General features: G+C 47.5%; 21 protein-coding genes. 15 read left to right on the forward strand and 6 right to left on the reverse strand.

The annotated features are described in order from the left end of the window. Positions 1 to 10 precede the first annotated feature (10 nt). The 6 genes from argJ to argH all read left to right on the forward strand — a co-directional run bounded on the left by argJ (position 11) and on the right by argH (position 7,142). Positions 11 to 1,237, forward strand: coding sequence for a bifunctional glutamate N-acetyltransferase/amino-acid acetyltransferase ArgJ (gene argJ / locus BLT91_RS26780; RefSeq protein ID WP_090826854.1), 1,227 nt, complete (start codon positions 11 to 13; stop codon positions 1,235 to 1,237). Positions 1,238 to 1,303: 66 nt separating this feature from the next. Continuing rightward, entirely contained in the window at positions 1,304 to 2,074 is a 771-nt protein-coding gene (gene argB / locus BLT91_RS26785) for an acetylglutamate kinase (protein ID WP_090826898.1), read from the forward strand. 115 nt (positions 2,075 to 2,189) lie between these two features. Then, positions 2,190 to 3,386 (forward strand): acetylornithine transaminase, encoded by a 1,197-nt coding sequence (locus BLT91_RS26790; RefSeq protein WP_090826856.1) that lies wholly within the window; start codon positions 2,190 to 2,192, stop codon positions 3,384 to 3,386. A gap of 30 nt (positions 3,387 to 3,416) precedes the next feature. Further along, entirely contained in the window at positions 3,417 to 4,376 is a 960-nt protein-coding gene (gene argF, locus BLT91_RS26795; protein ID WP_090826858.1) for an ornithine carbamoyltransferase, read from the forward strand. A gap of 34 nt (positions 4,377 to 4,410) precedes the next feature. Continuing rightward, on the forward strand, positions 4,411 to 5,649 hold the full coding sequence (locus BLT91_RS26800) for an argininosuccinate synthase (protein ID WP_090826860.1): 1,239 nt from the start codon (positions 4,411 to 4,413) through the stop codon (positions 5,647 to 5,649). A 77-nt stretch (positions 5,650 to 5,726) separates the two neighbouring features. Beyond that, a complete protein-coding gene (argH, locus tag BLT91_RS26805; RefSeq protein WP_090826862.1) occupies positions 5,727 to 7,142 on the forward strand; it encodes an argininosuccinate lyase in 1,416 nt (471 codons plus the stop codon). Between the two features lie 59 nt (positions 7,143 to 7,201). Here the strand turns inward: argH and BLT91_RS26810 are convergent, their stop codons facing one another. From BLT91_RS26810 to BLT91_RS26820, 3 genes are all read right to left on the reverse strand, one after another. Further along, the gene (locus BLT91_RS26810) at positions 7,202 to 8,089 is read right to left on the reverse strand and encodes a DUF4097 family beta strand repeat-containing protein (protein WP_090826864.1); all 888 of its coding nucleotides are present in this window, start codon (positions 8,087 to 8,089) and stop codon (positions 7,202 to 7,204) included. Positions 8,090 to 8,092: 3 nt separating this feature from the next. Next, entirely contained in the window at positions 8,093 to 8,797 is a 705-nt protein-coding gene (locus tag BLT91_RS26815) for a DUF1700 domain-containing protein (RefSeq protein ID WP_090826866.1), read from the reverse strand. 128 nt (positions 8,798 to 8,925) lie between these two features. Continuing rightward, entirely contained in the window at positions 8,926 to 10,368 is a 1,443-nt protein-coding gene (locus tag BLT91_RS26820; protein WP_090826869.1) for a VanW family protein, read from the reverse strand. Between the two features lie 288 nt (positions 10,369 to 10,656). Here BLT91_RS26820 and ftsE point away from each other — a divergent pair, with 288 nt between their 5' ends. From ftsE to BLT91_RS26845, 5 genes are all read left to right on the forward strand, one after another. Further along, on the forward strand, positions 10,657 to 11,343 hold the full coding sequence (gene ftsE, locus BLT91_RS26825; RefSeq protein WP_090826871.1) for a cell division ATP-binding protein FtsE: 687 nt from the start codon (positions 10,657 to 10,659) through the stop codon (positions 11,341 to 11,343). Then, positions 11,333 to 12,250, forward strand: a complete 918-nt coding sequence (gene ftsX / locus BLT91_RS26830; RefSeq protein WP_090826873.1) for a permease-like cell division protein FtsX — start codon at positions 11,333 to 11,335, stop codon at positions 12,248 to 12,250. The genes ftsE and ftsX overlap by 11 nt, the downstream gene beginning before the upstream one ends. Before the next feature lie 405 nt (positions 12,251 to 12,655). Next, a complete protein-coding gene (locus tag BLT91_RS26835) occupies positions 12,656 to 13,852 on the forward strand; it encodes a murein hydrolase activator EnvC family protein (RefSeq protein WP_254777149.1) in 1,197 nt (398 codons plus the stop codon). A gap of 91 nt (positions 13,853 to 13,943) precedes the next feature. Then, entirely contained in the window at positions 13,944 to 15,407 is a 1,464-nt protein-coding gene (locus BLT91_RS26840) for a S41 family peptidase (protein WP_090826877.1), read from the forward strand. Positions 15,408 to 15,531: 124 nt separating this feature from the next. Beyond that, positions 15,532 to 16,815, forward strand: coding sequence for a PDZ domain-containing protein (locus tag BLT91_RS26845; protein WP_090826880.1), 1,284 nt, complete (start codon positions 15,532 to 15,534; stop codon positions 16,813 to 16,815). A gap of 45 nt (positions 16,816 to 16,860) precedes the next feature. Here the strand turns inward: BLT91_RS26845 and BLT91_RS26850 are convergent, their stop codons facing one another. Both BLT91_RS26850 and BLT91_RS26855 read right to left on the reverse strand, forming a co-directional pair. After that, a complete protein-coding gene (locus BLT91_RS26850) occupies positions 16,861 to 17,682 on the reverse strand; it encodes an OmpA/MotB family protein (protein WP_090826882.1) in 822 nt (273 codons plus the stop codon). After that, entirely contained in the window at positions 17,666 to 18,457 is a 792-nt protein-coding gene (locus tag BLT91_RS26855; RefSeq protein WP_090826884.1) for a flagellar motor protein, read from the reverse strand. Before BLT91_RS26855 ends, BLT91_RS26850 begins: the two co-directional genes overlap by 17 nt. 294 nt (positions 18,458 to 18,751) lie before the next feature. On the opposite strand from BLT91_RS26855, the gene uvrB reads away from it, so the two are divergent. The 4 genes from uvrB (at position 18,752) to BLT91_RS26870 (ending at position 24,807) form a co-directional block, all read left to right on the forward strand. Then, on the forward strand, positions 18,752 to 20,749 hold the full coding sequence (uvrB, locus tag BLT91_RS26860; protein WP_090826886.1) for an excinuclease ABC subunit UvrB: 1,998 nt from the start codon (positions 18,752 to 18,754) through the stop codon (positions 20,747 to 20,749). Positions 20,750 to 20,787: 38 nt separating this feature from the next. Continuing rightward, entirely contained in the window at positions 20,788 to 23,670 is a 2,883-nt protein-coding gene (gene uvrA, locus BLT91_RS26865) for an excinuclease ABC subunit UvrA (protein ID WP_090826888.1), read from the forward strand. Between the two features lie 296 nt (positions 23,671 to 23,966). Next, complete coding sequence (locus BLT91_RS32035) at positions 23,967 to 24,125, forward strand: hypothetical protein (RefSeq protein WP_175532540.1); 159 nt, start codon at positions 23,967 to 23,969, stop codon at positions 24,123 to 24,125. A gap of 481 nt (positions 24,126 to 24,606) precedes the next feature. After that, a complete protein-coding gene (locus tag BLT91_RS26870) occupies positions 24,607 to 24,807 on the forward strand; it encodes a hypothetical protein (RefSeq protein WP_090826890.1) in 201 nt (66 codons plus the stop codon). Between the two features lie 100 nt (positions 24,808 to 24,907). On the opposite strand, the gene BLT91_RS26875 is transcribed toward BLT91_RS26870, so the two are convergent. Next, the gene (locus BLT91_RS26875) at positions 24,908 to 25,876 is read right to left on the reverse strand and encodes a sugar phosphate isomerase/epimerase family protein (RefSeq protein ID WP_090826892.1); all 969 of its coding nucleotides are present in this window, start codon (positions 25,874 to 25,876) and stop codon (positions 24,908 to 24,910) included. Positions 25,877 to 25,890: the final 14 nt, after the last annotated feature.

Raw genomic sequence — 25,890 nt, forward strand, 5'->3', positions numbered from 1 at the left:
AAGGTCGAACATGCTGGATCAAGTGAGTTTTACTGTCGTGCCAGAGGGCACAGTAACGACGCCGAAAGGCTTTCGTGCAGGCGGTCTGCACTGTGGATTAAAGAAGACGGAGCGCTACGATCTAGGCGCAATCGTCTGTGATGTACCTGCGGCAGCGGCGGGTGTGTACACGCTGAACGCGTTCCAAGCGGCACCGCTGCGCGTGACGCAGGAAAGCATCGCTCAAGGCGGCAAGCTGCAGGCGATGATCGTCAACAGCGGCAACGCGAACGCGTGTACCGGCCAGCAGGGCGAGGACGACGCGCGCGCGATGCGTGCTGCAAGTGCGAAGGCGTTAGGCGTGGCGGAGCATCACGTCGGCGTTACGAGCACGGGCGTCATCGGCGAGCTTCTGCCGATGGGTAAGGTTTTGAGAGGCATCGAGCAGCTGCCGCTCAGAGTGAAAGCAGACGGCGGAGACGATTTCTGCCAGGCGATCCTGACAACGGATCTCATGCAGAAAATGACGTGTGTCCGTCTTGTGGTTGGCGGCAAGGAGGTTCACATTGCCGGGGCAGCGAAGGGTTCGGGGATGATTCACCCGAACATGGCGACGATGCTCGGTTTCATGACAACCGATGCTCCGATTGAGAGCGAACACCTGCAGCAGCTGCTGAGCAGGATCACGGATAATACGTTCAACATGATCACTGTTGACGGGGATACGAGCACCAACGACATGGTCGTGGTGATGGCAAGCGGGCTGGCCGGCGGCGAAGCTTTGAATCCGGAGCATCCGGATTGGGAAGCGTTCGCGGCAGGGTTCCAGTACGTTGGCGAGTACCTCGCCAAGGCGATTGCGCGCGACGGCGAGGGCGCGACGAAGCTGATCGAGACGACGGTGATCGGCGCGGAAAGCGATGAAGCGGCTCGCAAGATCGTGAAGTCGATCATTGGCTCTAGCCTGGTCAAGTCCGCCGTATACGGCGCAGATGCGAACTGGGGTCGGATCATCGCGGCTGTCGGTTACTCAGGGCAGCCGGTGAATGTGAACACCGTCGATATTCGTTTAGGCGATATCGCAGTGTTAGAGCAGTCGCGTCCGGTGAAGTTCGACGAGGAAGCGGCGCTTGCGTATTTGAAAACAGACACGATTCAAATTCATGTGAATTTACATATGGGCGCTGGCCAGGCAACGGGCTGGGGCTGCGATTTAACATATGACTATGTGCGGATCAATGCGGCTTATCGGACTTAGGTTTGTTTTAGCTAGCACATAAGGACGCAAAGGGGAACAGAAGCAGTGAAGAACAAATGCTTTGTGATGAAATGCGGCGGAAGCACGCTGGCGGCGTTACCGATTAGTTTCTTTGAAGATATGCGTCAGCTTCAGGATGAGGGTATTGTAACTGTCATCGTGCACGGCGGAGGTCCTGCCATTTCGGAGACGCTTGGAAAGCTCGGGATTGAGTCCTGTTTCGTAAACGGCCTGCGTGTGACGAATGAAGCGGTGCTCGACGTTGTGGAAATGGTGCTTTCCGGCCAGATCAACAAAGAGATCGTACGCCGGATTCAGTTAACAGGCGCAGCAGCGCTTGGATTGTCCGGTGTAGATGGACATTTGATTGAAGCGAAGCCAGTGGCGAATAGCCATGAGGTTGGCCTTGTTGGTGATGTTACGAAAGTGAACGCTGAGCTGATTCAAGGCATCGTAAGCATGGGCTACATCCCAGTGATCGCACCCGTTGGACTTGGCGCCGACGGCGGCCAGCGTTACAACATTAATGCGGATACAGCAGCAGGAGCCGTTGCCTCTCACCTTGGTGTGGAACAGATGGTTGTGGTCACGGATGTTCCCGGTATTATGAAAACAGTGGATGGCGAGAAGCGGGTGCTTCCTGTTGTCAGCGTGGCAGAGATTGAAGAGATGATCGCGAGCGGAGACATTTACGGGGGTATGATTCCGAAGGTTCGAGCAGCGATTGCTTGCATACAAGGCAGGGTCCAAGAAGTTGTCATCGTTAACGGCTCTGAGCCGAATGTGCTGAGCAAAGTGCTGAAGGGCACGGATATTGGCACACGGATTGTTCGTTAAAATGTGGTAAAAATTCTTATTGCACTCATTTTTAGCTGCAGCGATATGTCTTTATTTAGCTTGGCACAAGTTTGAACTTATGGGTTGAACAACAAACTTTAAGGAGGGAATGTACATGACTGAAACAGGAAAAAGCTCGTTATTTCCAACCTATGCAAGATATCCAATCACACTAGTGAAGGGTGAGGGCAGCCGACTTTGGGATGATACAGGCAAGGAATACATCGACTTGATGAGCGGGATCGCGGTAACGAACCTCGGGCACGCGCCTCAAGCGGTGAAGGAGAAGTTGATTGAACAGCTCGATCAAGTATGGCATGTAAGCAATCTTTTCCATATTCCGAATCAGGAGAAACTGGCAACCCTACTCACAGATAATAGCTGTGCAGACGCGGTATTCTTCTGTTCCACAGGTGCGGAAGCGAATGAGGCTGCAATTAAGCTGGCACGTCGCTATAACCAGAAGGTTTTGAACAATGGTCGGTACGAGATTATTACGTTCAACATGTCGTTCCACGGACGTACGCTGGCGACATTGACAGCTACAGGGCAGGATAAAGTGAAGGAAGGCTTCCATCCGCTTCCTGGCGGCTTCGTCTATGCGCCTTATAACAATTTCGAGGCTGTCCGCAGTCTCGTAAATGAGCACACCTGTGCCATCATGCTGGAAATGGTGCAAGGGGAAGGCGGCGTACTGCCGGCTGATCCGGAGTTCGTGAAACAAATTGCAGAGCTGTGCAAGCAAGAGAACCTGCTTTTGATTGTGGATGAAATCCAGACGGGCATGGGACGTACGGGTAAGCTTTTTGCCTATGAGCATTATGGAGTAGAGCCGGATATTTTCACTTTGGCCAAAGGTCTTGGTGGAGGGTTTCCGATCGGTGCTATGTTAGGCAAAGCGTTCTTGGCTGAAGCATTCAGTGCTGGAAGTCATGGTTCAACCTTTGGTGGAACGCCGATAGCTACGGCTGCAGGTTATGCGGCAGTGGATACGATTATCACAAATAAACTGCCAGAGCGCGCTGCGGAATTAGGCGCATACACAGTGAAGAAGCTGGAAAGCAAGCTTGCAGGCAACCCGCTTATCAGCAATATTCGCGGCATTGGTCTCCTCATCGGGATCGAATGCACACAGCCAGCAGGTGAAATCATTAGTGAAATTCATAAGCAAGGTGTACTCGTGATTCCGGCAGGGCCGAACGTTATTCGTCTGGTGCCCGCCTTGACCATACCGCAAGAAGATTTAGATCAAGCCCTAGACGTGGTGTGCAGTGTCCTCTCGCAGAAGGCATCAACCATCAGCAGCGTCTAATAAAAGTTCCGTTTAGAGAGGTTGGATAAAATGAATATGGCTGTACAGGAAGAACTGGCTGCCCAGTTGAAGGGCAAGGATTTTCTTGCTTTGGTTGATTATACATCGGAAGAAATCGAATATTTGATTCACTATGGGATTGAGCTTAAGCGTAAGCAGAAAGCCAGAGAGCCTCATGCTGTGCTCGCTGGTAAGACGCTTGGGATGATTTTCGAGAAATCCTCGACGCGTACGCGTGTCTCTTTTGAAGTCGGAATGTACCAGCTAGGAGGTCAGGCGCTCTTCTTGAGCAAAAATGACCTTCAGCTTGGACGCGGGGAAACGGTTTGGGATACTGCACAAACACTGTCCCGTTACCTTGACGGCATTATGATTCGTACGTACGAACACCGCAAAGTGATTGACCTTGCACGCGGATCAACGGTTCCGGTTATTAACGGACTAACGGATTATGCACACCCTTGTCAGGTTATGGCTGATTATCTGACGGTTCTTGAGAAAAAAGGACGTTTGAAAGGGATCAAAGTGGCTTATATCGGGGATGGCAACAATATGGTGCATTCCCTTATGATGGGTGCGAGCAAATTGGGTATGAACTTCGCGATTGCATCGCCAGAAGGTTATGATCCAGATAAGGAAGCCATTCAGACTTCCAAGGAAAATGCTGCACAATCAGGCGGCAGCATTCTTCTGACTCGCGATCCACGCGAAGCGATTGAAAATGCGGACATCGTTTACACGGACGTATGGGCAAGCATGGGCTTTGAGGCGGAGCAGCAGGAGCGGGAGATTGCTTTCAAGAACTTTCAAATCAACGAGGAACTTGTGAAGTACGCCAAATCAGATTACTTGTTCATGCACTGCTTGCCTGCACACCGCGGGGAAGAAGTGAGCGAGGGCGTCATCGACGGCGCACATTCCATCATTTTCGACCAAGCAGAGAATCGTCTTCATGCGCAAAAGGCTATCATGGCCGCGACAATGATATAAATTAGCAGATATAGAAACGGAGAGATTAGTAATCATGGCTAAGGAAAAAATCGTACTCGCTTATTCCGGCGGATTGGATACATCGGTTATTTTGAAATGGCTCAAGGAGACCTACGACGCCGAAATTATTGCTTTCACAGCGGATATCGGGCAAAAGGAAGAGCTGGACGGTCTGGAGGAAAAAGCGCTCCAAACCGGCGCATCCAAGATCTACATCGACGACCTGCGCGAAGAGTTCGCGAAGGATTTCATTAACCCGATGTTCCAAGCGGGTGCTCTGTATGAAGGGCAATACCTGCTCGGAACGAGCATTGCGCGCCCGCTCATCGCGAAGCGCATGGTCGAAATCGCTCGCGCGGAAGGCGCAACAGCGATTGCGCACGGCGCAACCGGCAAAGGAAATGACCAAGTGCGCTTCGAACTAACAGCAGCGGCGCTCGCGCCTGAGCTGTCCGTGATCGCGCCTTGGCGTCTAGAAGAATTCCGCGAGCAGTTCCCGGGTCGCGCAGAAATGATCGCATATGCCGAGAAACACGGCATTCCGGTTACAGCATCGGCAGCGAAGCCGTATTCGACGGACCGCAATCTGCTGCACATTTCCTTCGAGAGCGGCATGCTGGAAGATCCTTGGTTCGACGCTGCAGCAGACGAGAACAAAGGCATGTACGTATTGAGCGTAGCTCCGGAAGATGCTCCGGATCAAGCGGAATACATCGAGCTTGAGTTTGAAAAAGGCGACTGTGTTGCCATAAATGGTCAGAAGCTGTCCCCTCTGCAGGTTATGGAAACCTTGAATGAAATCGGCGGCAAGCACGGTATTGGCCGCGTGGACATGGTCGAGAACCGCTTCGTCGGCATGAAGAGCCGCGGCGTGTACGAAACACCTGGCGGAACGATCCTCTTCACCGCTCACCGTAAAATGGAATCCCTCACGATGGACCGCGATGTGATGCACCTTCGTGATTCCCTCATTACAAAATACGCGACACTTGTATATAACGGCTTCTGGTTCGCACCTGAGCGTTTGGCGATTCAAGCGCTTGTGGGAGAAAGCCAAAAGAATGTAACAGGTACAGTGCGCTTGAAATTGTACAAAGGCAACGTGATGGGTGCTGGTGTGAAAAGTCCAGTATCCTTGTATAATCCGGATATCGCTACGATGGAAGCAGATCCGACGAAAGCTTACGACCAAGGGGATGCAACTGGATTCATCCGCTTGAACGCGCTTCGTCTAAAAGTGTCTTCCGGCGTGGAACAAAACGCAAAGAAGTAATTCCATAATAGGCTGTGAACCGGGCTTTCCCTCCGTGGAAAGCCTTTGGGCTGTAAACATGAGAGGGGTAGTGCGCCGTGTCTAAGCTTTGGGGTGGACGATTTACGAAGAAAACCGACCAGTTGGTCGAAGAATATACCGCATCGATTACATTTGATAAAGAGCTTGCGGAGGAAGATATTGAAGGAAGCTTGGCTCATGTGACAATGCTCGGAAAGTGCGGCATTCTGCCTGCGGAGGATGTCGAGAAAATCAAGGATGGACTGCTTGCTGTGCAAGGCATGATTCGCCGTGGTGAGCTGGAATACACGATCCAAAATGAAGATATTCACATGAATATCGAGAAAACATTGATCGACTTAATCGGCCCTGTCGGCGGCAAGCTGCACACCGGCCGCAGCCGTAATGATCAGGTTGCGACGGACATGCATCTTTACCTGCGCAAGCGGGTCGTCGAGTTCGTGGGGCTCCTGATCAAGCTTCAGGAGGCTTTGCTTGAGAAAGCGAAGGAAAATCTGGATACGATTATCCCGGGGTATACACATCTGCAGCGTGCGCAGCCGATTCTGTTCGCGCATCACATGATGGCTTATGTCAGCATGTTCCAGCGTGACCTTGAGCGCTTGCAGGACAGTTACAAGCGTGTGGACATGCTTCCGCTCGGCGCTGGCGCGCTGGCCGGCACGACGTTCCCGATCGACCGCCATTTCGTGGCGGCGCAGCTTGGGTTCGGACGCGTGTACGAGAACTCCCTGGATGCGGTCAGCGACCGCGATTTCATTCTGGAGTTCCTCTCTAACGCGTCTATGATCATGATGCACCTTTCTCGCTTCAGCGAGGAAATGGTGCTCTGGTCCTCGACCGAGTTCGCGTTCATCGAACTCGATGATGCTTTCTGCACCGGCAGCTCGATCATGCCGCAGAAGAAGAACCCGGACGTGGCTGAGCTCGTCCGCGGCAAAACAGGCCGCGTCTACGGCAACTTGTTCGGTCTGATGACCGTGCTTAAGTCGCTGCCGCTGGCTTACAACAAAGACATGCAGGAAGACAAAGAAGGCATGTTCGATACGGTTCGTACCCTGCAAGGCGCGCTTCAATTGTTCGCCCCAATGGTATCTACGATGAAAGTAAACACAGATCGTATGAGACAAGCGGTGAACCAAGATTTCTCGAACGCAACGGATATCGCAGATTACCTAGTGAACAAAGGGCTGCCTTTCCGTCAGGCGCACGAAGTGATCGGTAAAACAGTCTTGTACTGCATCCAAAACAAAAAGTACCTGCTTGATATGAGTATCGAGGAATTTAAAACCTTCTCCGATCTCTTCGAGTCCGATATTTATAAGGTTCTACAGCCTGAGCAAGTGGTTAACGCGCGTAATGTCTACGGTGGAACGGCAAGCAACCAAGTGACTGAAGCGATTGCCCGTGCTGAGCAAGTGCTTGAACAGTCTAACGAGTGGCTGCACGCTTATTTGGAAAAAAGCAAATAAGCTGGCAACGCAAAAAGCCTTCAACTCCATCCAAATCGATGGGCTTGAAGGCTTTTTGTTTATCTTCCAGTTACCGAAATATACCCCGTATCCGTCCGTACATGCACTTTTTTGCTGCCGTCACCGATGGAGCCCTTTGCAGAATGATGATCGTTTCGCTGTACAATTACACCAGTTACTTCTAGATTGACACTGCCTACATCAGAGCTCAAATCGAAGCTTGCACCCGTAGGAGCGGGATCGAGTAGGAGACGAATACTACCCGTGTCGGCTTCGAGTGAAACCGAGTCACCGATATCGTGCAGATTAGCTGTGATGCCGCCAGTATCTGTTTTCAATGTGACATTTCCTTGACCGTTCTCTACTGCGATACGCCCAGTATCTGATTGAAGATTAAGCTGCTTCCCTTCGTAACGGTCTACGGTAATACCGCCAGTATCTGATCTTGCGGTTAACTTCTCGGCTTTCACTTCTTTGAAATGAATTCCTCCTGTATCCGAAGAGACCGTAATAGATTTGTACATTTTGTTCGGAAGTGACACTTCCGTTCTTAGATGGTTGCCGTGGTTACCGATGAGATTTTTCAATTCCGTCAAATCGAAATTGAAATGATTTTGTGCTTTTTTCTGCGTACATACATCTACTCTCCAGACGTTAATGCCTTCTGTAGCCGCCTCAACCGTGCAGTTTTTGGCGGTAGCCTCTCCCATCATTCCTGCCAAATGCACTTTAATTTCATCGGAATTACTTGGGATAAAGGTAACCCCGGAGATATCATTCTGAAGGATCAGAGTGTCGATGTTAGCTGCGGAAATTTTCTTCTCGATGTCTATGCTGGTAATGCCCTCGTTAAAATCGATTGTTTTGAAAGAAGCAGCTGCGCCAATGAGGCCAATTGCCAAGCAGGCAAAGCCGAACAGCAAGAAAAATTTGACTCCACGTTTCATGGCTTAAGCCCCCTTGATTAATTTGGCATTAAATTGAATGTACATCCAGCTGAGTTTAAAAAATATTTTGAACAACCATGAGCTGAGCGTCGTCAATATAATGCCCAAGCCGAAGCAAGCCAGCAGGGCGAATCCAATGAAACGCATATCACTGCCAACAGTCCCTATGAAGCTGCCCAGCATACCGGCAATTGGCGCGATAATAAGCGCAAACCCGGAAACAAATAGCGCTATTAACGTCGCGAAAATACCAAACCATGGACCAATAACGAAAAGGAGATTAAAAAATCCAAGCGCAATACTTACGATGATCGCCTTAATCCCCGACTCCTGCTTCACCGGATACGGGTACGGGTTGTTATTCATATATGGATTAGCGTTATGTGGATGTGTGTAGGGCGGAAAGCTTCCTGTTTCGGGAGCTTGAGGAGGCGTTGGAGTGGGCTCTGCTCTCGAATAAGTCTTCTCCACGGAATCGCCAGATGTGCTTCGCGCAGCCTCTTGTTGTGTGCTTGACGTCACCTTCTGCGCATCCCAGTTCGGTACTCGTGGATAGCCGAGCGACTGTGCCACATCATCCTCATGCTTTCCATTTTCAATCGCTTTCTGAAACAATTCTTCATACACAGACAATATATTTTGGCGCTCCTTCTCGGGAAGTCCACGCAGTCGATAGTGTAGTTCTTTGAAATAATCGAGCTTGCTCATCGTCTAGCCTCCTTATTTGCTATTTCATAGTCTAATCATAATAAAAAAAAGTCATAATGACCTAGTAACTACAGTCACATGACCTTCCTTTATTAATCCTATGTTTACTGGTCAAATGGCCTCGGAGATCACCGGAAAGCCGGTCCCTTCACACCGTCTTCCAGAATAGGCTGAACAGGCGCAGGGGGGGAGCCTTCCTCCGTTTTGATGTCACCACGGTTGGAGGCGATGAGTGTAGGCACTGGTGAATACTGATCTTTCGAGATCAACTCTTTACTAACCATGGTGCCATTTTCTCTTTTGATTCGATACGTCTCTACCTTATAGCCGGCTTTGCCAATGCTGATAGGCCGCGTAGCTCCTGGGCTCAGGCTCGCATTGTGTAAGTATTTAATCGGGGGTTGAATGGTTTCTACAATGTTGGAGTCGATGTCATAGGTGATAGAAGGCGACATCTGGCCGAAAAGCTTCACCGTGACGGCTTGATCCGTTGTTATGGTTCGTATTAAGAGATACGCATCCGTACTATTGCGGAATTTAAAATTAATAAAACCGCTAGCGAAAGTGGCATCCTGCCCGAGCGTGACATAGCTAACGGGAAGTGAGTGGTTGCGCCGCTCTACAATGTCCAGACCGCTCCGCAAGACAGCATTATAAAGTGTTGTCGAAACTTGACAGATGCCGCCTCCAATACCCGGTACGAGCTTGCCGTTTAGGATGACCGGCGCTTCCTTGTAGCCGAATTGGGCTTCGGTTTGTTCAATGATTTTGCTATAATCAAAGATCTCTCCCGGCGCCATTAGTAAATCCTGAATAGACGCTGCAGTCGAGCGTATATTATGAATTCGCCCTTCACCTGATGTAGGGAAAGAGGTTGTGAATTCCGAAATTTTGCGATCGATGCCCTGACGCTTCAAGGTTTCAATCGTTACTGCTGGACTCTGCTCGTACAAAGGAAGTGTCAACCGAATGGGGGCGGCATTATAAATATAGGAAATCGAGGGGGCAATTTCTTTCAAGTGTTCTACCAAATGGGCAGTATCAATTCTTAGTACTTTCCGTTCAGGCTCGTAAGTAAGTGTATCTTGCGTAGTTACGATTCGTTTTGCGGCAACGGGATGCTGGCTATAGAGATCTTTCCAAGCTTCTTTGACTCTGGTGCCCAGTTGCTTTTGATTAACGGTGACTTCAAGAGGTATATTCGCATGACGCAGTGTCCAGCGAGCTTTGATCCGCTCTATCAGAGAGCTTCCGAAAAGCTGTCCAAGTGATTGCTCTAGGGCTTCCTTTTGATACTGGACGCCTAGTTCTCCTAGTGCCAGTTGTCTATTGGGGATGTCTGAATAGGAGGTTTGTAATTGAACGGGAAAGGAAGTGAGCAGCTTTAGACGCTGTTCGTATTGTTGTTGAAACTTGTCATAGGGCATACCTCCGACCCGCCAACCGGCAACAGCGAAATTCGAAGGCAATGTAGACTGAGAACCATAGGCATATAGAGCTATGCTAAAAGCGCTTAGCAACCCGATGATAATAGATGTATAGAAGATAAGTTTTCTGATTTGGCGTGGCATGTACAGTGGCTCCTTTACATACGAATGTGTTACGGGCCTGTACTACCATATGTATCTTTTATTCAGTCAATTTATTACTAAAACCTCATTCGGCTCAAATGTGTACAAATAATGTTATAATGACAGTATTCAACATGAATTTCAGAAGATTTTAGCAGGAATTTCTGCTTCTGTGTCGAATGGATAAAGGCTATCTATATAGCAGAGAGACTTTGAGCTCCGCTCAAAGATCCCGAAGCGGAGAGACTTAGAGCAAGCTCAAAGATCCCTATATTAGGATGTGATATTGTGATCGAAATGCAAGACGTATGGAAAACGTACTCCAACGGCACTCATGCATTGCGAGGAGTTAATGTAAAAGTGGACCGCAACGAGTTTGTCTATGTTGTTGGACCTTCCGGCGCAGGTAAATCTACATTTATGAAGTTGATGTATAGAGAAGAGAGGCCGACGAAGGGTCAAATCTTCGTGAACGGCTTTAATTTAGAAATACTAAAACAACGCAAGATTCCTTATTTACGCCGTAATATTGGTGTTATTTTCCAAGACTACCGATTGTTACCTAAGCTTAATATTTTTGAAAATGTGGCTTTCGCCATGGAAGTTATCGAGGCACCTAAGAAACTGATTAAGAAACGCACAATGGAAGTGCTTGAGCTCGTTAAGTTGAAGGATAAAGCGAATTCGCTTCCCTCTCAGCTTTCTGGAGGAGAACAGCAGCGGGTGGCCATTGCCCGGGCAATAATTAACAACCCATCCGTCATAATCGCCGATGAACCGACAGGAAATCTCGACCCTGAGACGTCCTGGGGCATTATGAAATTGATGGAGGAAATTAATTTCCGCGGTACCACCATCGTCATGGCTACGCATAACAAAGAGATCGTGAATACGATGCGTAAACGAGTCATTGCGATTGAGAATGGCCTTATTGCTCGTGACCAGGTACGGGGGGAATACGGCTATGAAGATTAGTACAGTCTCTCGGCATTTGCGTGAAGGTACGAGGAATGTCGTTCGGAATGGCTGGATGACGTTTGCGTCTATCAGTTCGATTGCCATTTCGCTATTTATTCTGGGTATTTTCGTACTTATTACGCTGAATGTGAATGATATTGCAGGTCAGATTGAGAAACAGGTTGAGATTAATGTGTATCTGGAGGTTAACACTTCGCAGGAGCAAATTAATACCCTTAAGTCTCAAATACAAGCGATACCCGAGGTAAAAACCATCAAGTTCGTGTCGAAAGAAGAAGGACTTGTCTATTTGCGCCAAAAGCTTGGGGAGAGCGGCAAAGCCTTGTTAGATGGGTTTGAAGGTGAAAACAATCCGCTTAACGATGCGTTCACGATTGAAGTGGATGATCCAAGGAACGTAGCAGCCGTTGCGGATCAAATTACTGCCCTTAACATGGGCAAAGATCCAAAGCCTATTTATAAAGTGAACTATGGTAAAGGGACCGTTGAGGCGCTGTTTAAGGTGACTCAAATTGTTCGTTGGGTCGGTTTTGGTATCGTTATTTTACTTTCGTTTACCGCCGTTTTCTTAATCGCAAATACGATTAAAATTACGATCTTAGCCAGACGCAAAGAAATATCAATTATGAAAATGGTGGGAGCGACGAATTCTTTTATTCGTTGGCCGTTCTTTATAGAAGGTGCTTTACTTGGATTCATAGGCTCCGTTATTCCCGCCGCGCTTATCTTAGGCGGATACTGGAAGCTGCTCAACACAAGCTCATTGAACTTGAATCTGCTTATGATTGAATTGACACCTTTCGGGAAAATTGCTCCTACGATGACGGTTTTGCTGCTAGGTATTGGAATGGTAATCGGCATTTGGGGATCCCTAATCTCCGTCCGCAAATTCCTCCGCGTCTAAAAAGAGGCTAAACAAGCCCGCTTTGTCCACATCAGAATGATAGATCCTAATAGCGCTAAGCGCAAAGGAGGGATTCTGATTGGCGAATAAACCTACTACTAAACGCGGTCGCTCATCTTCGAATGACTTCGATATAGGTTTATCTCATAACGAAGTTGATCTTGAAGTTTATTCGGCGTCGAATCTTGAATGAAAATGGGGCAGTGCGGTACTCATGTAGCTTGCTACGCTCCGTTCCTCCTGCCCTCATTTTCATCCAACCTTCTCGGTTCTGAAAGCGGGCTTTTTAGCTTTTATTTTTGTTTAAATATTTTCAAAGATTCATAGATTAAAAGATAAGAGACTAAGAGATTCGAAAGAATAAAATGATTTAATGAGTACCAGGGTTTTGATGATAGGGAGGCTATGTGCTTGAAGAAGAAGATTCTACCTTTGGTGTTGACTTTGGGGATTGCGGCTTCGCTTGCGGTTCCATATGCGGGTTATGCCGCTTCGACAACGGATAAGATCGATCAGCAGTTGACTCAGCTTAAGAAGCAGAAGGCGCAGGCGCAGCAGAAAGCGAATGATGCCCAAAATCAAATAACGAAGGTTCAGTCAGAGAAAGATCAGACGACGAAGGATATGAAAACACTTCTCGATCAGGTCAATGAGGCTAGTAAGAAGCTCGCGAATCTGAATGAGCAAATCGACCAAGTATCGGGTACATTAGAGGACAACGCTAAGCAATTGGATGAAGCGGTTGCGCGCGTTGAGAGTCGCGATCAAATGCTGAAATCCCGTGTTCGCTTGATGTATATGAACGGTTTTGTTTCATATATGGACGTGCTGCTTAGCGCGACAAGTTTTTCTGATTTCTTGAACCGTATAGAAGCTTTGAAAGCTATTGTGAATCAAGATAAAGTTGTACTAGAGTCGAATAAGAAAGATAAAGAGACGGTTGCCCAGAAGAAGGTAGAGACGGAGCAGCAGCTTGAGAAGGTGAAGACGCTGTACACGGATGCGGATGCTCTTCGGGACGATCTGCAGGCAAAAGAGAAGGCTAAGGAAGTTAAGATTGCGTCTCTTACCAAGCAAGAGAAGGTACTAGAGGATATTTCCGAAGAAAGCGATAAGCAGATTACTCAGATAGCTAAGCAAGAGGCCGATCTGCAGGAGAAGAAGCGGGCAGCTAGTAATACGAAGTCGCCTTTCACTTATGCCGGCGGGAAGCTGGGATATCCACTAGCTGTTCAAGCGCCCATTACCTCCGATTTTACCAATAGGATCAATCCAATCACAGGCAGAGCTGAAAGCCATAAAGGAATTGACTTAGGAGCACCCAAAGGTACGGAGATTCGTGCTGCGGAGAACGGATCGGTCATTTATGCTTCATGGATGAACGGTTACGGAAATTGCATCATCGTGAATCATGGGAATGGGTTATGGACGGTTTATGGACATATCATGAATGATGGGACCTACGTCAAAGTTGGCGATGTAGTGAAACGTGGACAGAAAATTGCAGGTGTTGGCTCGACGGGTCAATCGACAGGGAACCATTTGCATTTTGAAGTTAGGGTGAATGAAGTGCCAACCGATCCTAAACCATTCTTGCGCTAGGACAACTTGGTTATAAAACAGGAACAGCTTGTCATATACTACAAACAGGCAAACTCAAATGGGTTTTAGGAAAAAGGTGGTGAATCGCGCTTTGCAATTCAAAGGACGTACGGTCATTGTATTTATTTTGTTAGCCATGTTTGCAAGCAGTATTGTAACACTTACGGTTGTAGATTCATCCTTCTCATGGGGGCGCAAAGAGCAGCCAGCGGGCAGTACAGCTGCAACTACCGCCACTTCTTCCGGACTATCGAGCAAGGATTTAACCAAGATCTCTACAACATTTCAATTGATCGAGAGCAAGTATTTGAAGCAGCCGGATCATGATAAGCTGGTTAACGGCGCGATTAATGGCATGCTGGAGTCTCTGGAAGATCCGTTCACCGTATATATGGATCAGAAAGAAGCGAAGCAGTTCGATGAGAGTATTACTTCCTCTTTTCAAGGCATAGGGGCAGAGGTTTCAATTGAGGAAGGTAAATTCGTTATCGTGTCTCCAATCAAAGGATCTCCTGCCGAGAAAGCCGGTATTCAATCCAAAGACGTAATTGTATCAGTTAATGGGGAGAAGTTGGATGGGCTTACCCTCAACCAAGCGGTCATGAAAATCCGCGGACCTAAAGGGACGCAGGCGAAACTAGATTTACTTCGTCAAGGTGCTGGCGATCCGGTTCAAGTCATTGTAGTTAGAGATAATATTGACGTTGAAACAGTTTATGGCGAAATGCTGCAGGACCAAATTGGGAAAATCGAGATTCGCCAGTTCTCCTCCAATACTGCGGTACGCTTCGCTGAAGAGCTGAAGAATCTTGAGGCCAAAGGGATGAAGGGTCTTGTTATCGATGTGCGTAATGATCCTGGCGGTCTTTTGAACGTAGTCGTAGACATCGTGAATCCTTTCGTCAAGAGCGGAAAACCGATCGTCCAAGTAGAGAATCGAGACGGGAAGCGGGAGCCGACGCCTTCAACAGGAACAGGTAAGAACTACCCGGTTACTGTGCTTATCAACAAGGGAAGTGCGAGTGCTTCGGAGATTTTGGCTGGAGCATTCCAAGAAGCTGTCGGAAGTAAAATTATTGGCGAAACCTCCTATGGTAAAGGGACCGTTCAGGTCACTTTCGAGAAGGAAATGGGAGACGGCAGCAATATTAAAATGACGGTGTACAAATGGTTAACGCCGAACGGTAACTGGATTCACAAAACGGGGATTCAGCCTGATATCGCAGTTGAGCAGCCTGGGTATTTCAAAGCAGCTCCTCTCTCTAAGAAAGGCGTGCTTAAACAAGATACAACGAGCGATGATGTGAAAAATTTGCAGCTCATGCTAGCTGGTCTTGGCTTTAACCCAGATCGTACCGATGGTTATTTTAATGATAAGACAGCCACAGCTGTTAAAGCCTACCAACGGACGAACGGATTACCAATGACAGGCGAGGTAGACACGGACACAGCGAGTAAAATCGAGAAGTCGATTTTGGCGCAAATCCGTGAAGCCAAAAATGACTTACAGCTGAAAGCAGCTATAGGGCAAATCCAGAAGCAAATCGGGAAATAATGTTGGTTAGATATTGGAAATTCGCCGAGAGAGGCAGGAAATAAGCTCTCGTAGTCGAAATAGTGTAGGAAGGTTGCAGCGGCAGCCTTCCTATTTTCTTTTTATCGAGGAGCCCAGATTCGTTATGGATGTGTTGATTCAACTCTTGGACAGACTGCTGCAGGCAGTGGGGCAGTTGTTTGCGAATCCTTTCTACTATATAGGTATTTTATTTATAGTGCTGCACTATCGCAGGCAGATTCAGATGGAGCGTAAGCTGTTTCACACACGCCTGCATTCTTTGCTTAACGAGACGTGGCGCACCGTGCTTTGGGGTTGGATAGGCGGTATCATCGCCTCCGTACTCATGCTTTTTGTAGGTGTAAACATTCAAGCGGGTACGGTTATTCTATTATGGGTCCTATCGGTCATACTAGTTATGCTGCGTGTCAGATTCCTGTGTTTAGCTTATGCAGTTGGTATTCTGGGAATCGCGCAGGTGATTCTATCTTGGATACCGAATGCATCAAGCCTCCAAGAGGCGGTGCCTCCGTTGGATATTGTAGCAAATGCGGATATCCCTTCATTACTGGTTATTGTCGCAGTCCTTCATCTCCTAGAGGGTACGCTTGTCGGATTCCAAGGAGCACGTATGACGACTCCATTGTTTCTCGAAGGCAAACGTGGGCAAATTATCGGCGGTCAACAGCTGCAAGGCTTCTGGCCTGTGCCTTTGTTCCTGCTGGTGCCTTTGACAGGGGGAAGTGTACAGGGTCTTCCATGGGAAACGCTGTTTGGATCGAACCTTGCCTCAGGGTGGACGCTGCTTGCCTTTCCGGCGATGATTGGCTTCACTGAGTTAACGATATCGAAGCTTCCACGCAAACAAGCCCGTTTCAGCGCAAGTATGCTCTACTTATATGGGGTCATCCTGCTAGTTACAGCGATTGCCGCTCATTTTTGGCCGCCGATCCTGCTTTTAGGGGCCGTTTTAAGCATTGCTTTGCATGAAGGATTGATTCGCTATAATCAATGGACGGAAGCGAAGCAGGTTCCTTTCTACGTTCACTCGCAACGAGGACTCATGGTGTTGTCAGTAGTGCCGAATAGCCCTGCGTACGAGCTAGGTATTCAAACAGGCGAACTCATTCATAAGGTGAATGGTCACAAAATCAAAAGCAAAACCGATTTGCACGTTGCTATGGGGCTTAATTCCGCCTTCTGCAGGCTGGAAGTGCTGAATGAGCAGGGCGAGGTACGCTTTATGCAGCGAGCTATTTACGCTGGTGATCATCATCAGTTAGGCATTATATTAGCTCCGGATCAGCAGGCTCTGTACTTCACTGAGCATCGATCCTTGCATCTGTTTTCCTTTTTGCGAAGTAAACTGACCGGCTTGTTATCCAATGATTCGACGAAATCCATGTAAGAAAGAAGACCCTATCTCTCTGATGAGAGGTAGGGTCTCTATTGCTTATTTAAGCGCAGTTGTGGGAGCCAGCCCATCACGCAGAACAATGATTTCTACGCGGCGATTTTTGCTGCGGTTCTCATCACTGGTGTTGGCTGCTTTGGGCATCGTATCGGCATAAGCCGTAGCAATAAATTTGTTGTTATCCAGTTTGGCCGTATCGCTAAAATAGCGAAGTACCGAAAGGGAACGGGCGAAAGATAGTCCCCAGTTATCTTTGAAAGGTGATCCCGGAGCCAGAGGTAAATTGTCTGTATGACCTTCTATACTTACCTTGCTGTTCAGCGTGGGGAAGAGTGAAGCAAGCTTTTGCAAAATAGGCGAGGAGGCCGCTTTTAGGTCAGCTTTTCCTAGGTCAAACAGGAACAAGTCATTCAGCGTGATAGCCACGCCGCGTTCCGTATCGCTAGCTGATACTTGTGCCTCCAGATTTTGATCCTTAATATAGGCTTGCACTTGTTTTAAAAGATCTTGAAGTTCCTTTTCACGTTTTTCTTTTTCATTATCCGCAGGCTTTGTTTTATCTTTCTCTTCCTTCTGAACGTCCTGATTATGCTTGGTGTAATCCTTGTCCTTGCTATCGGCGTCACCCTGTTTTGGGGTCATTTGACCGCTGATGCCTTTGCCTTTATCCAAAACCGAATCCGCTTTCTGGAATTGCATGTTTAATACTTGAGCCAAAACGGAATACTTTTGAACATCGACTTTACTCATTGCATACATAATAATGAAGAAAACAAGCAGAAGGGTGATTAAATCAGCGTAGGTAATGAGCCATCTCTCATGATTGACATGTTCCTGGTGCTTTCTACCTCTCCTCGCCATTATTAGCATCCTCCTCTACTGTTTTTGTTTTTTTATCGTGGAGGAAGGAATTCAGTTTTTTCTTAATTAATTGTGGATTCTCACCGGCTTGCAGGGCAAGAATGCCTTCTAACATCAGTTCCATTTCAGATACCATTTCTTTGCCGCGAACTTTAATTTTATTAGCAATCGGAAGATAGACCAAGTTGGCGCTCATAACCCCGTAAAGGGTAGCTGTGAAGGCTACTGCAATAGCAGGCCCGAGACTGGATGGGTCCGCGAGATTACCGAGAACGTGAATGAGTCCCATAACGGTACCTATAATACCCATAGTAGGCGCATAGCCGCCTCCGGCTTCGAACACTTTGGACATATTATCAACCTGATGCTCAATTGCATCCATTTCAAGCTCAAGAATTTGTCTGGTTAACTCAGGATCTGTTCCATCCACTACCATCAACAAACCATCTTTCAGGAATGGATTCTGATGCTCCTGTGCGCGCTGTTCGAGAGCAAGAACACCTTCTCTTCGAGCGATAGAAGCCATATCTACAATCTCATCAATCGTTGCTCCGGGATCTCTCTTTACTTCTTTGAAGGCAATGCTGAGAGCTTTAGGGATTTTGGCTAAAATGGAGACAGGAAAGCTGATGGCTACGGCTCCAAAGGTTCCACCGAACACGATCAACATGGCGCTCGGGATGATCAAAGAACCGATGTGACCGCCATCCCACATATACCCGCCGACTAAACCTGCAAGACCTAAAAGTAATCCTAAAACCGTTGTCAAATCCATGACTGTACCACTCCTAATTAGCATAAAAAGTATAGGGAACATAAAAGCAGCCTGATAAATTCGTTGGGGTCGCAGCAAGGTGTTTTTACAGGCCGTAACAGATATTGCCGTTTGCATCAATGATTCAAAAAGAGTATAATGGAAAAACCAGAACAAACATTCTTATGATGGATGATTTAGAGAATCCTTCATAGTCGGACGAACACGTTCCATAAACTTTTATATCGGAAATTGCAAAAGGAAAGTGAATAGGATAAAAGTTTGATTTATTTCCATAAGTGTAGGTGATTAGTGATGAATGAACTTGAAGTCAGCTCTAAGAAGTTTGAGCTTGTATCTGACTTTTCTCCGCAAGGCGATCAGCCTAGAGCGATTGAGGAAATTGTTCAAAGTATTCAAGCGGGTAATAAGCACCAGACGCTTTTAGGTGCGACGGGAACAGGGAAAACGTTCACAGCAGCGCAAGTGATTGCAAAGTTGAATCGTCCTACCTTGATTATTGCGCATAACAAAACATTAGCCGCACAGCTGTGCAGCGAATTCAAAGAGTTTTTTCCTCATAATGCCGTCTCCTACTTCGTTAGTTACTATGATTACTACCAACCAGAAGCCTACATTGCCTCCTCTGACACGTACATCGAGAAAGATTCCAGCATAAATGAAGAGATTGATAAGCTTCGCCACTCAGCGACAAGCTCATTATTCGAACGCCGTGACGTTATTGTCGTCGCGAGTGTGTCGTGTATTTACGGCTTGGGTTCGCCAATTGAATATGGAAATATGCTGCTTTCTTTGCGTGTAGGGATGGAGAAATCGCGCACCGAGATTCTACACCGGCTTGTGGACATTCAATATCAGCGTAATGATTTGAACTTCGTCCGCGGGACGTTTCGCGTTCGCGGAGATGTTGTTGAGATTTTCCCGGCTTCGCATGGCGAACAAGCGGTAAGAGTTGAGTTGTTCGGTGACGAAATTGAACGGATTACGGAAATTGATGTGCTAACGGGCGAGATTATCGGCGAACGAGATCATATCGCGATTTTTCCGGCGTCTCACTTTGTGACACACGAGGATACAATGAAGCGAGCGCTCGTGAATATTGAGCGGGAGCTTGAGGAGCGTCTTGCCGAGCTGAAAGAGCAGGGGAAGCTGTTGGAAGCACAGAGGCTCGAACAACGGACGCGTTACGATATGGAAATGATGCAAGAGATGGGGTTCTGCTCGGGCATTGAGAACTACTCAGGACCGCTGACATTCCGTGAGAGGGGGGCTACGCCTTATACGCTTTTAGATTATTTCCCAGACGATATGCTTTTCATGGTCGATGAATCTCATGTGACTTTACCGCAGATTCGCGCAATGTATAATGGAGACAGGGCGAGAAAAGAAGTCTTGGTTGACCATGGATTCCGCTTGCCATCTGCGCTCGATAACCGTCCTCTGCGTTTTGAGGAGTTTGAGGAGAAAATCAGTCAAATTTTATATATATCAGCTACACCCGGACCCTACGAGTTGGAACATTGTCCGGAAATGACGCAACAAATCATTCGTCCTACAGGGTTATTGGATCCCATTATTGAGGTAAGACCAACCAAGGGCCAAATTGATGATTTGCTAGCTGAAATTCATGATCGGATTCGGAAAGATGAACGGGTGCTCGTCACTACGTTAACGAAGAAGATGTCGGAGGATTTAACCGATTACTTCAAGGAAATAGGCATTAAAGTTCGATATTTGCACTCCGATATTAAAACCTTTGAACGTATGCAGATTTTACGTGATTTGCGATTGGGGACTTTTCATGTTCTCGTGGGGATTAACCTTCTTCGGGAAGGACTTGATTTACCAGAAGTATCGCTGGTTGCAATTCTGGATGCGGACAAAGAAGGGTTCCTGCGCTCTGAACGTTCGCTGATTCAAACCATCGGCCGTGCGGCGCGTAACTCGGATGGTCGCGTCATTATGTACGGAGATAAAATTACCGATTCCATGCAAAAAGCGATCTATGAAACAAGCCGTCGACGCAGTATTCAGGAAGCGCATAATGAGAAGATGGGGATAACGCCGCAAACGATTGCCAAGAAAATTCGCGATGTTATTGAAGCGACGAAGGTAGCTGAACAGAAAGCCGATTATCTGGCCGATGTGAAAGGTGCGAAGATGTCGAAGAAAGATCGTGCTTCACTGATCGAGCGTTTGGAAGGCGAAATGAAAGAGGCTGCGAAGAACCTACAGTTCGAACGAGCCGCACAGCTGCGTGATGCTATTATGGAAATGAAAGCTGAAGCCTAGAAGGGGTTTCAGCTTCACATAGGAGAGGAAGGGTACCCTTGTCTAGAGATCAAATCGTCATTAAAGGAGCTAGAGCTCATAATCTGAAAAACATAGATGTCACGATTCCGCGTGATAAGTTTGTTGTCCTAACGGGCTTAAGCGGTTCGGGGAAATCGTCACTTGCCTTTGATACGATTTATGCGGAGGGTCAGCGCAGATACGTAGAATCGCTATCCGCCTACGCCAGACAATTTCTAGGGCAGATGGATAAGCCGGATGTAGATTCCATTGAAGGTCTATCACCGGCTATTTCCATTGATCAGAAGACAACAAGCCGCAATCCGCGTTCAACGGTTGGGACAGTAACGGAGATTTACGACTATTTGCGTTTGCTTTATGCTCGAATTGGACGACCGCATTGCCCCACCCATGGAATTGAGATTACATCCCAAACCGTGGAACAAATGGTGGATCGCATTATGGAGTATCCGGAACGTACGAAGCTCCAGATTCTTTCTCCCCTTATTTCAGGACGCAAAGGCGAACATACGAAGCTTCTTGCCGATATTCAAAAACAGGGCTTCGTCAGGGTACGTGTCAACGGTGAAACGGTCGATCTCTCTGAGAAGATTGAACTCGACAAAAATAAGAAGCACACGATCGAAGTCGTTGTTGACCGAATCGTGATCAAAGAGGATGTTCAAACTCGTCTTGCGGATTCCCTGGAGACAGCGCTCAAGTTGGCAAATGGCCGGGTAATCGTCGATATCATTGATAAAGAAGAGCTGCTCTTTAGCCAGAACTTAGCCTGTCCGGAGTGCGGCTTCAGTGTTGAAGAATTAGCGCCTAGAATGTTCTCGTTTAACAGTCCCTTTGGTGCTTGTCCCGACTGTGACGGACTAGGCAGTCAGATGATCGTTGATCCTGATTTACTTGTTCCTGATGCTAAGCTAACGATTGAAGAAGGAGCGTTCGAAGCTTGGGCCGGCAGCACTTCCAACTATTATCCGCAATTTCTTGCGGCGGTTTGTGAACATTATTCCATTCCACGCAATGTGCCTGTATCTGAGATAAGCAGTGATCAGATGAAGGTTATCCTTTATGGAACAGGCGGGGAGAAGATTCGCTTCCGCTATGAGAATGATATGGGAGCAAGCAAGGAAGCGCTAGTTCCTTTCGAGGGTATCATTCGCAACTTAGAACGCAGATTCAAAGATACGTTCTCTGAGGGGATCCGAGAGCACATTCAGACGTATATGAGCACGAAGCCTTGTCCGAAGTGTAAAGGACAACGTCTGAAGCCAGAAACGTTAGCTGTGACGATCAATGGCAAAAACATTGCTCATGCAACTTCCCTCTCGATTGGTGACGCTGAGGAATGGTTCAAAGGGCTGGACTTGAATGAACGGGAGCTGACGATTTCCAATTTGATTCTCAAAGAAATCAGAGCTCGCCTAGGGTTCCTAGTGAATGTAGGCCTTGATTACTTAACGATGCATCGTGCCGCAGGAACATTATCGGGCGGAGAAGCACAACGGATACGTTTGGCAACTCAGATTGGTTCCAGCTTGATGGGTGTCCTTTATATTTTGGATGAGCCCAGTATCGGACTGCATCAGAGAGATAATACGCGTCTGATTCAGACGCTCGAGCATATGCGCGACCTTGGTAATACGTTGATCGTCGTGGAACATGACGAAGATACGATGATGGCTGCCGATTACATTATCGATATCGGACCTGGTGCCGGTATTCATGGCGGACAAGTCATTGCGCAAGGTACGCCTAAAGAGTTGATGAAAGACGAAAACTCTCTTACAGGGCAATACCTCAGCGGCAAACGTTTCATTCCTATTCCGGCAGTGCGACGCAAGCCGAATGGGAAATGGATCGAGGTCAAAGGCGCCAAAGAAAATAATTTGCGCAACGTCTCGGCTAAAGTGCCGCTCGGTATATTCACCTGTGTAACTGGGGTATCCGGTTCAGGAAAAAGTACGTTGATTAACGAAATTTTGTTCAAAACCCTGTCGCGTGATTTAAATGGAGCAAAGGTTCGTCCCGGCGAACATAAGGAAATTATTGGGCTTGAGCACATTGATAAAGTCATTGATATTGACCAGTCTCCGATAGGTCGTACGCCTCGCTCCAACCCAGCAACGTATACGGGTGTATTTGACGATATTCGTGATGTTTATGCGAATACGAATGAGGCTAAGGTGCGTGGTTACAAGAAGGGCCGATTCAGCTTTAACGTGAAGGGCGGCCGTTGTGAGGCTTGTCGTGGAGACGGCATCATCAAGATCGAGATGCACTTCTTACCAGACGTTTACGTGCCTTGTGAAGTGTGTAAAGGCAAGCGGTATAACCGTGAGACGATGGAAGTGAAGTACAAGGGCAAGAGCATTTCTGAAGTGCTCGAGATGACGATTGAGGACGGCTGTGAGTTCTTCAAGAACTTGCCGCGTATTCATCGTAAGCTGACGACGCTTCTGGATGTCGGGCTGGGCTACATGACACTTGGCCAGCCAGCGACGACGCTGTCCGGCGGCGAAGCCCAGCGTGTGAAGCTCGCGGCGGAGTTGTACCGCCGCAGTACAGGCAAGACGATCTACATCCTGGATGAGCCCACTACGGGGCTCCACATCCACGATATCGATCGTCTGCTGAAGGTGCTCCACCGTCTTGTCGAGAACGGTGAGACTGTGCTTGTCATCGAGCATAACCTCGATGTGATCAAGACGGCGGACCACGTCATCGATCTAGGCCCCGAGGGTGGCAACCGCGGCGGACTAATCGTGGCTTCCGGTACGCCGGAAGATGTCGTGAAGGTGGCCGGATCTTACACCGGCCAGTATTTGAAACCGATCCTCGAACGGGATCGGGAGCGCTCTGAGAACTACGCGAAGCGCCTAGAAGTACTTGAAGAATCAGTCGGTTAGCGTTGGCTCCAGAATAAGCATGGACTCACGAATATAATGTCGTGAGTCCATGCTTATTTGTTTGTTCATTTTCCTTCGTACACAGAAGGAAATTTTAATTCCAACTAAGTTAATATGAATTTTGTGAAGACTTAATTGAATGATACATGCTTCGACAATTTTACCCTCTATCTAAATATAGGAGATTAGCCCTATAATTAAGTTATCAGTTGCACACGAAAATATCCCTCCTACTAACTATTCATGATCGAGAGATATAGGCAGTCCTAATCTATCTACTTTATGGAGGCTTGTTTATGAAACCGACGTTAGAGATACAACAGATTGTTTCTACTTTAGGGATCGACCCCATCCGATTCTTAGCTTGGCAAGAGAAAGAACTAGTTGAGAAACAACTACATACATCCATAGAGGAGCATAAGGAGTCTACCCACATGTACGGCCTAGTCGTTTAAATCGGGAGCCCTTCAACCTACGAAAACCTATAGAACCCGAATGTCCTTTAGTGGAGATTTGGGTTCATTTATTTTCTATGATTTAAGAAGCGTCAGACAAAATTTCAGTGAGCTAGTTGAGCTAATACAGGTGTTTTGACCAAAGCACCTTGCAAACCTTACGCTAAGCATTGAATCTCAGCATGCCCAGAGTTATAAATGTTCGAAGAGATGGACATTTTATACTTACGAGGCAGGTTTGAGAAAATCGCGATTCATCAAGAAGAAATCATTGACTTGATTCGCGACCGTCTTTTCAAGTTTCCACAATAACGATCTAATGTGTTAAATTGTTTTGAATGAACTGGTCAATCTAACCAAAAGGTGACAAACTTGTTACACATGAGTGTAATCACTTGCATCTAGTGCCCAATCAAGCTAACATAGAATTAAAATAGCAGGACGTGTGCCTTGCACCGAGTTACTATAAGGAGGTTTCACCGTGTTATTAGCAGAAGCAGCAGCAACGACAAGCAGTTATACAAGCTTTGATATTTATGTTTTGATCTTCACGGTAATCATCGCCATCGCGTTCATCAGACAGGTGATCAACCCTAGAAGAAATTTGTTTGCCCTAGGATTTGCGGGTGTTGCCTTGATCGTATTCGGCATCATGGATGTCGTTATGATCAAAGGCTGGTAATTCAGGCTAAACAAGATAAAAGCCCCCAGGACTAAGATCGTAAGATCATAGGAGCCTGCGGGCTTTTTTATTTTGTTCTATCTAACTAACAACTTTAGCTTTAAACCCACCACATTTCACCAAGAGGTTCCTTGATGAGAACTTGTTGGAGATTTTGAACCGCTTTTGAAAATCCTTCATCAACAGACATCAATCCGTCTTCGTGCTCGATGCTGACAACATAATCGTAACCAACAAGGCGCAAAGCGCTGATGATGTCAGCCCAAACCTTCATATCATGACCATAACCAACGGAACGGAACTGCCAAGCGCGGTCGAGCATGTTAGCGTAAGACTGCATGTCGGTTACACCATGGCGGTTTACGTTGTTCACATCAACGGATGTATCTTTGGCGTGGAAATGGTGAATTGCTCCGGCACGGCCAAGAATTTGAACGGCTTGAACAGGATCGATACCTTGCCACCACATGTGACTTGGGTCAAGATTGGCTCCGATCACTTCCCCAGCCGCTTCGCGCAGACGAAGAAGGGTTGCCGGCGTATGTACGGAGAATCCACCGTGCAGCTCCAGTCCAATTTTCACATTACGGTCGGAAGCGTATTTGCCTGTTTCAGTCCAGTAAGGAATAACTTTTTTCCCCCACTGCCAGTCCAGAATCTCTTGGAAATCGTTAGGCCAAGGTGCTACCGGCCAGTTCGGATACTTGGCATCCTCATGGTCGCCAGGACAGCCAGAAAACGTGTTAACGACAGGTACCTCTAGGCGCTCAGCAAGATCAATCGTTTGTATAATGGCATCATGAAATTCTTTGGCGATGTGTTTTTGCGGGTGAAGCGGGTTTCCGTGAGCGCTAAGTGCGCTGATTGTTAAACCGCGGGATTCCACCGCATGTTTAAATGCTTTTAGTTTCCCTGCATCTGCAAGGAGTTCACTTGGGTTGCAATGTGCTGTACCGGGATAGCCCCCAGTACCAATTTCAACTGCTTCCAAGCCTTTCGCAGCAATGTAATCCAGAGCTTCCTCAAAAGGTTTTCCACCAAACAGAACCATAAAAACGCCTAACTTCATAGGAACACCTCCAT

The organism is Paenibacillus sp. yr247, assembly GCF_900103825.1.
Lineage (GTDB): Bacteria > Bacillota > Bacilli > Paenibacillales > NBRC-103111 > Paenibacillus_E.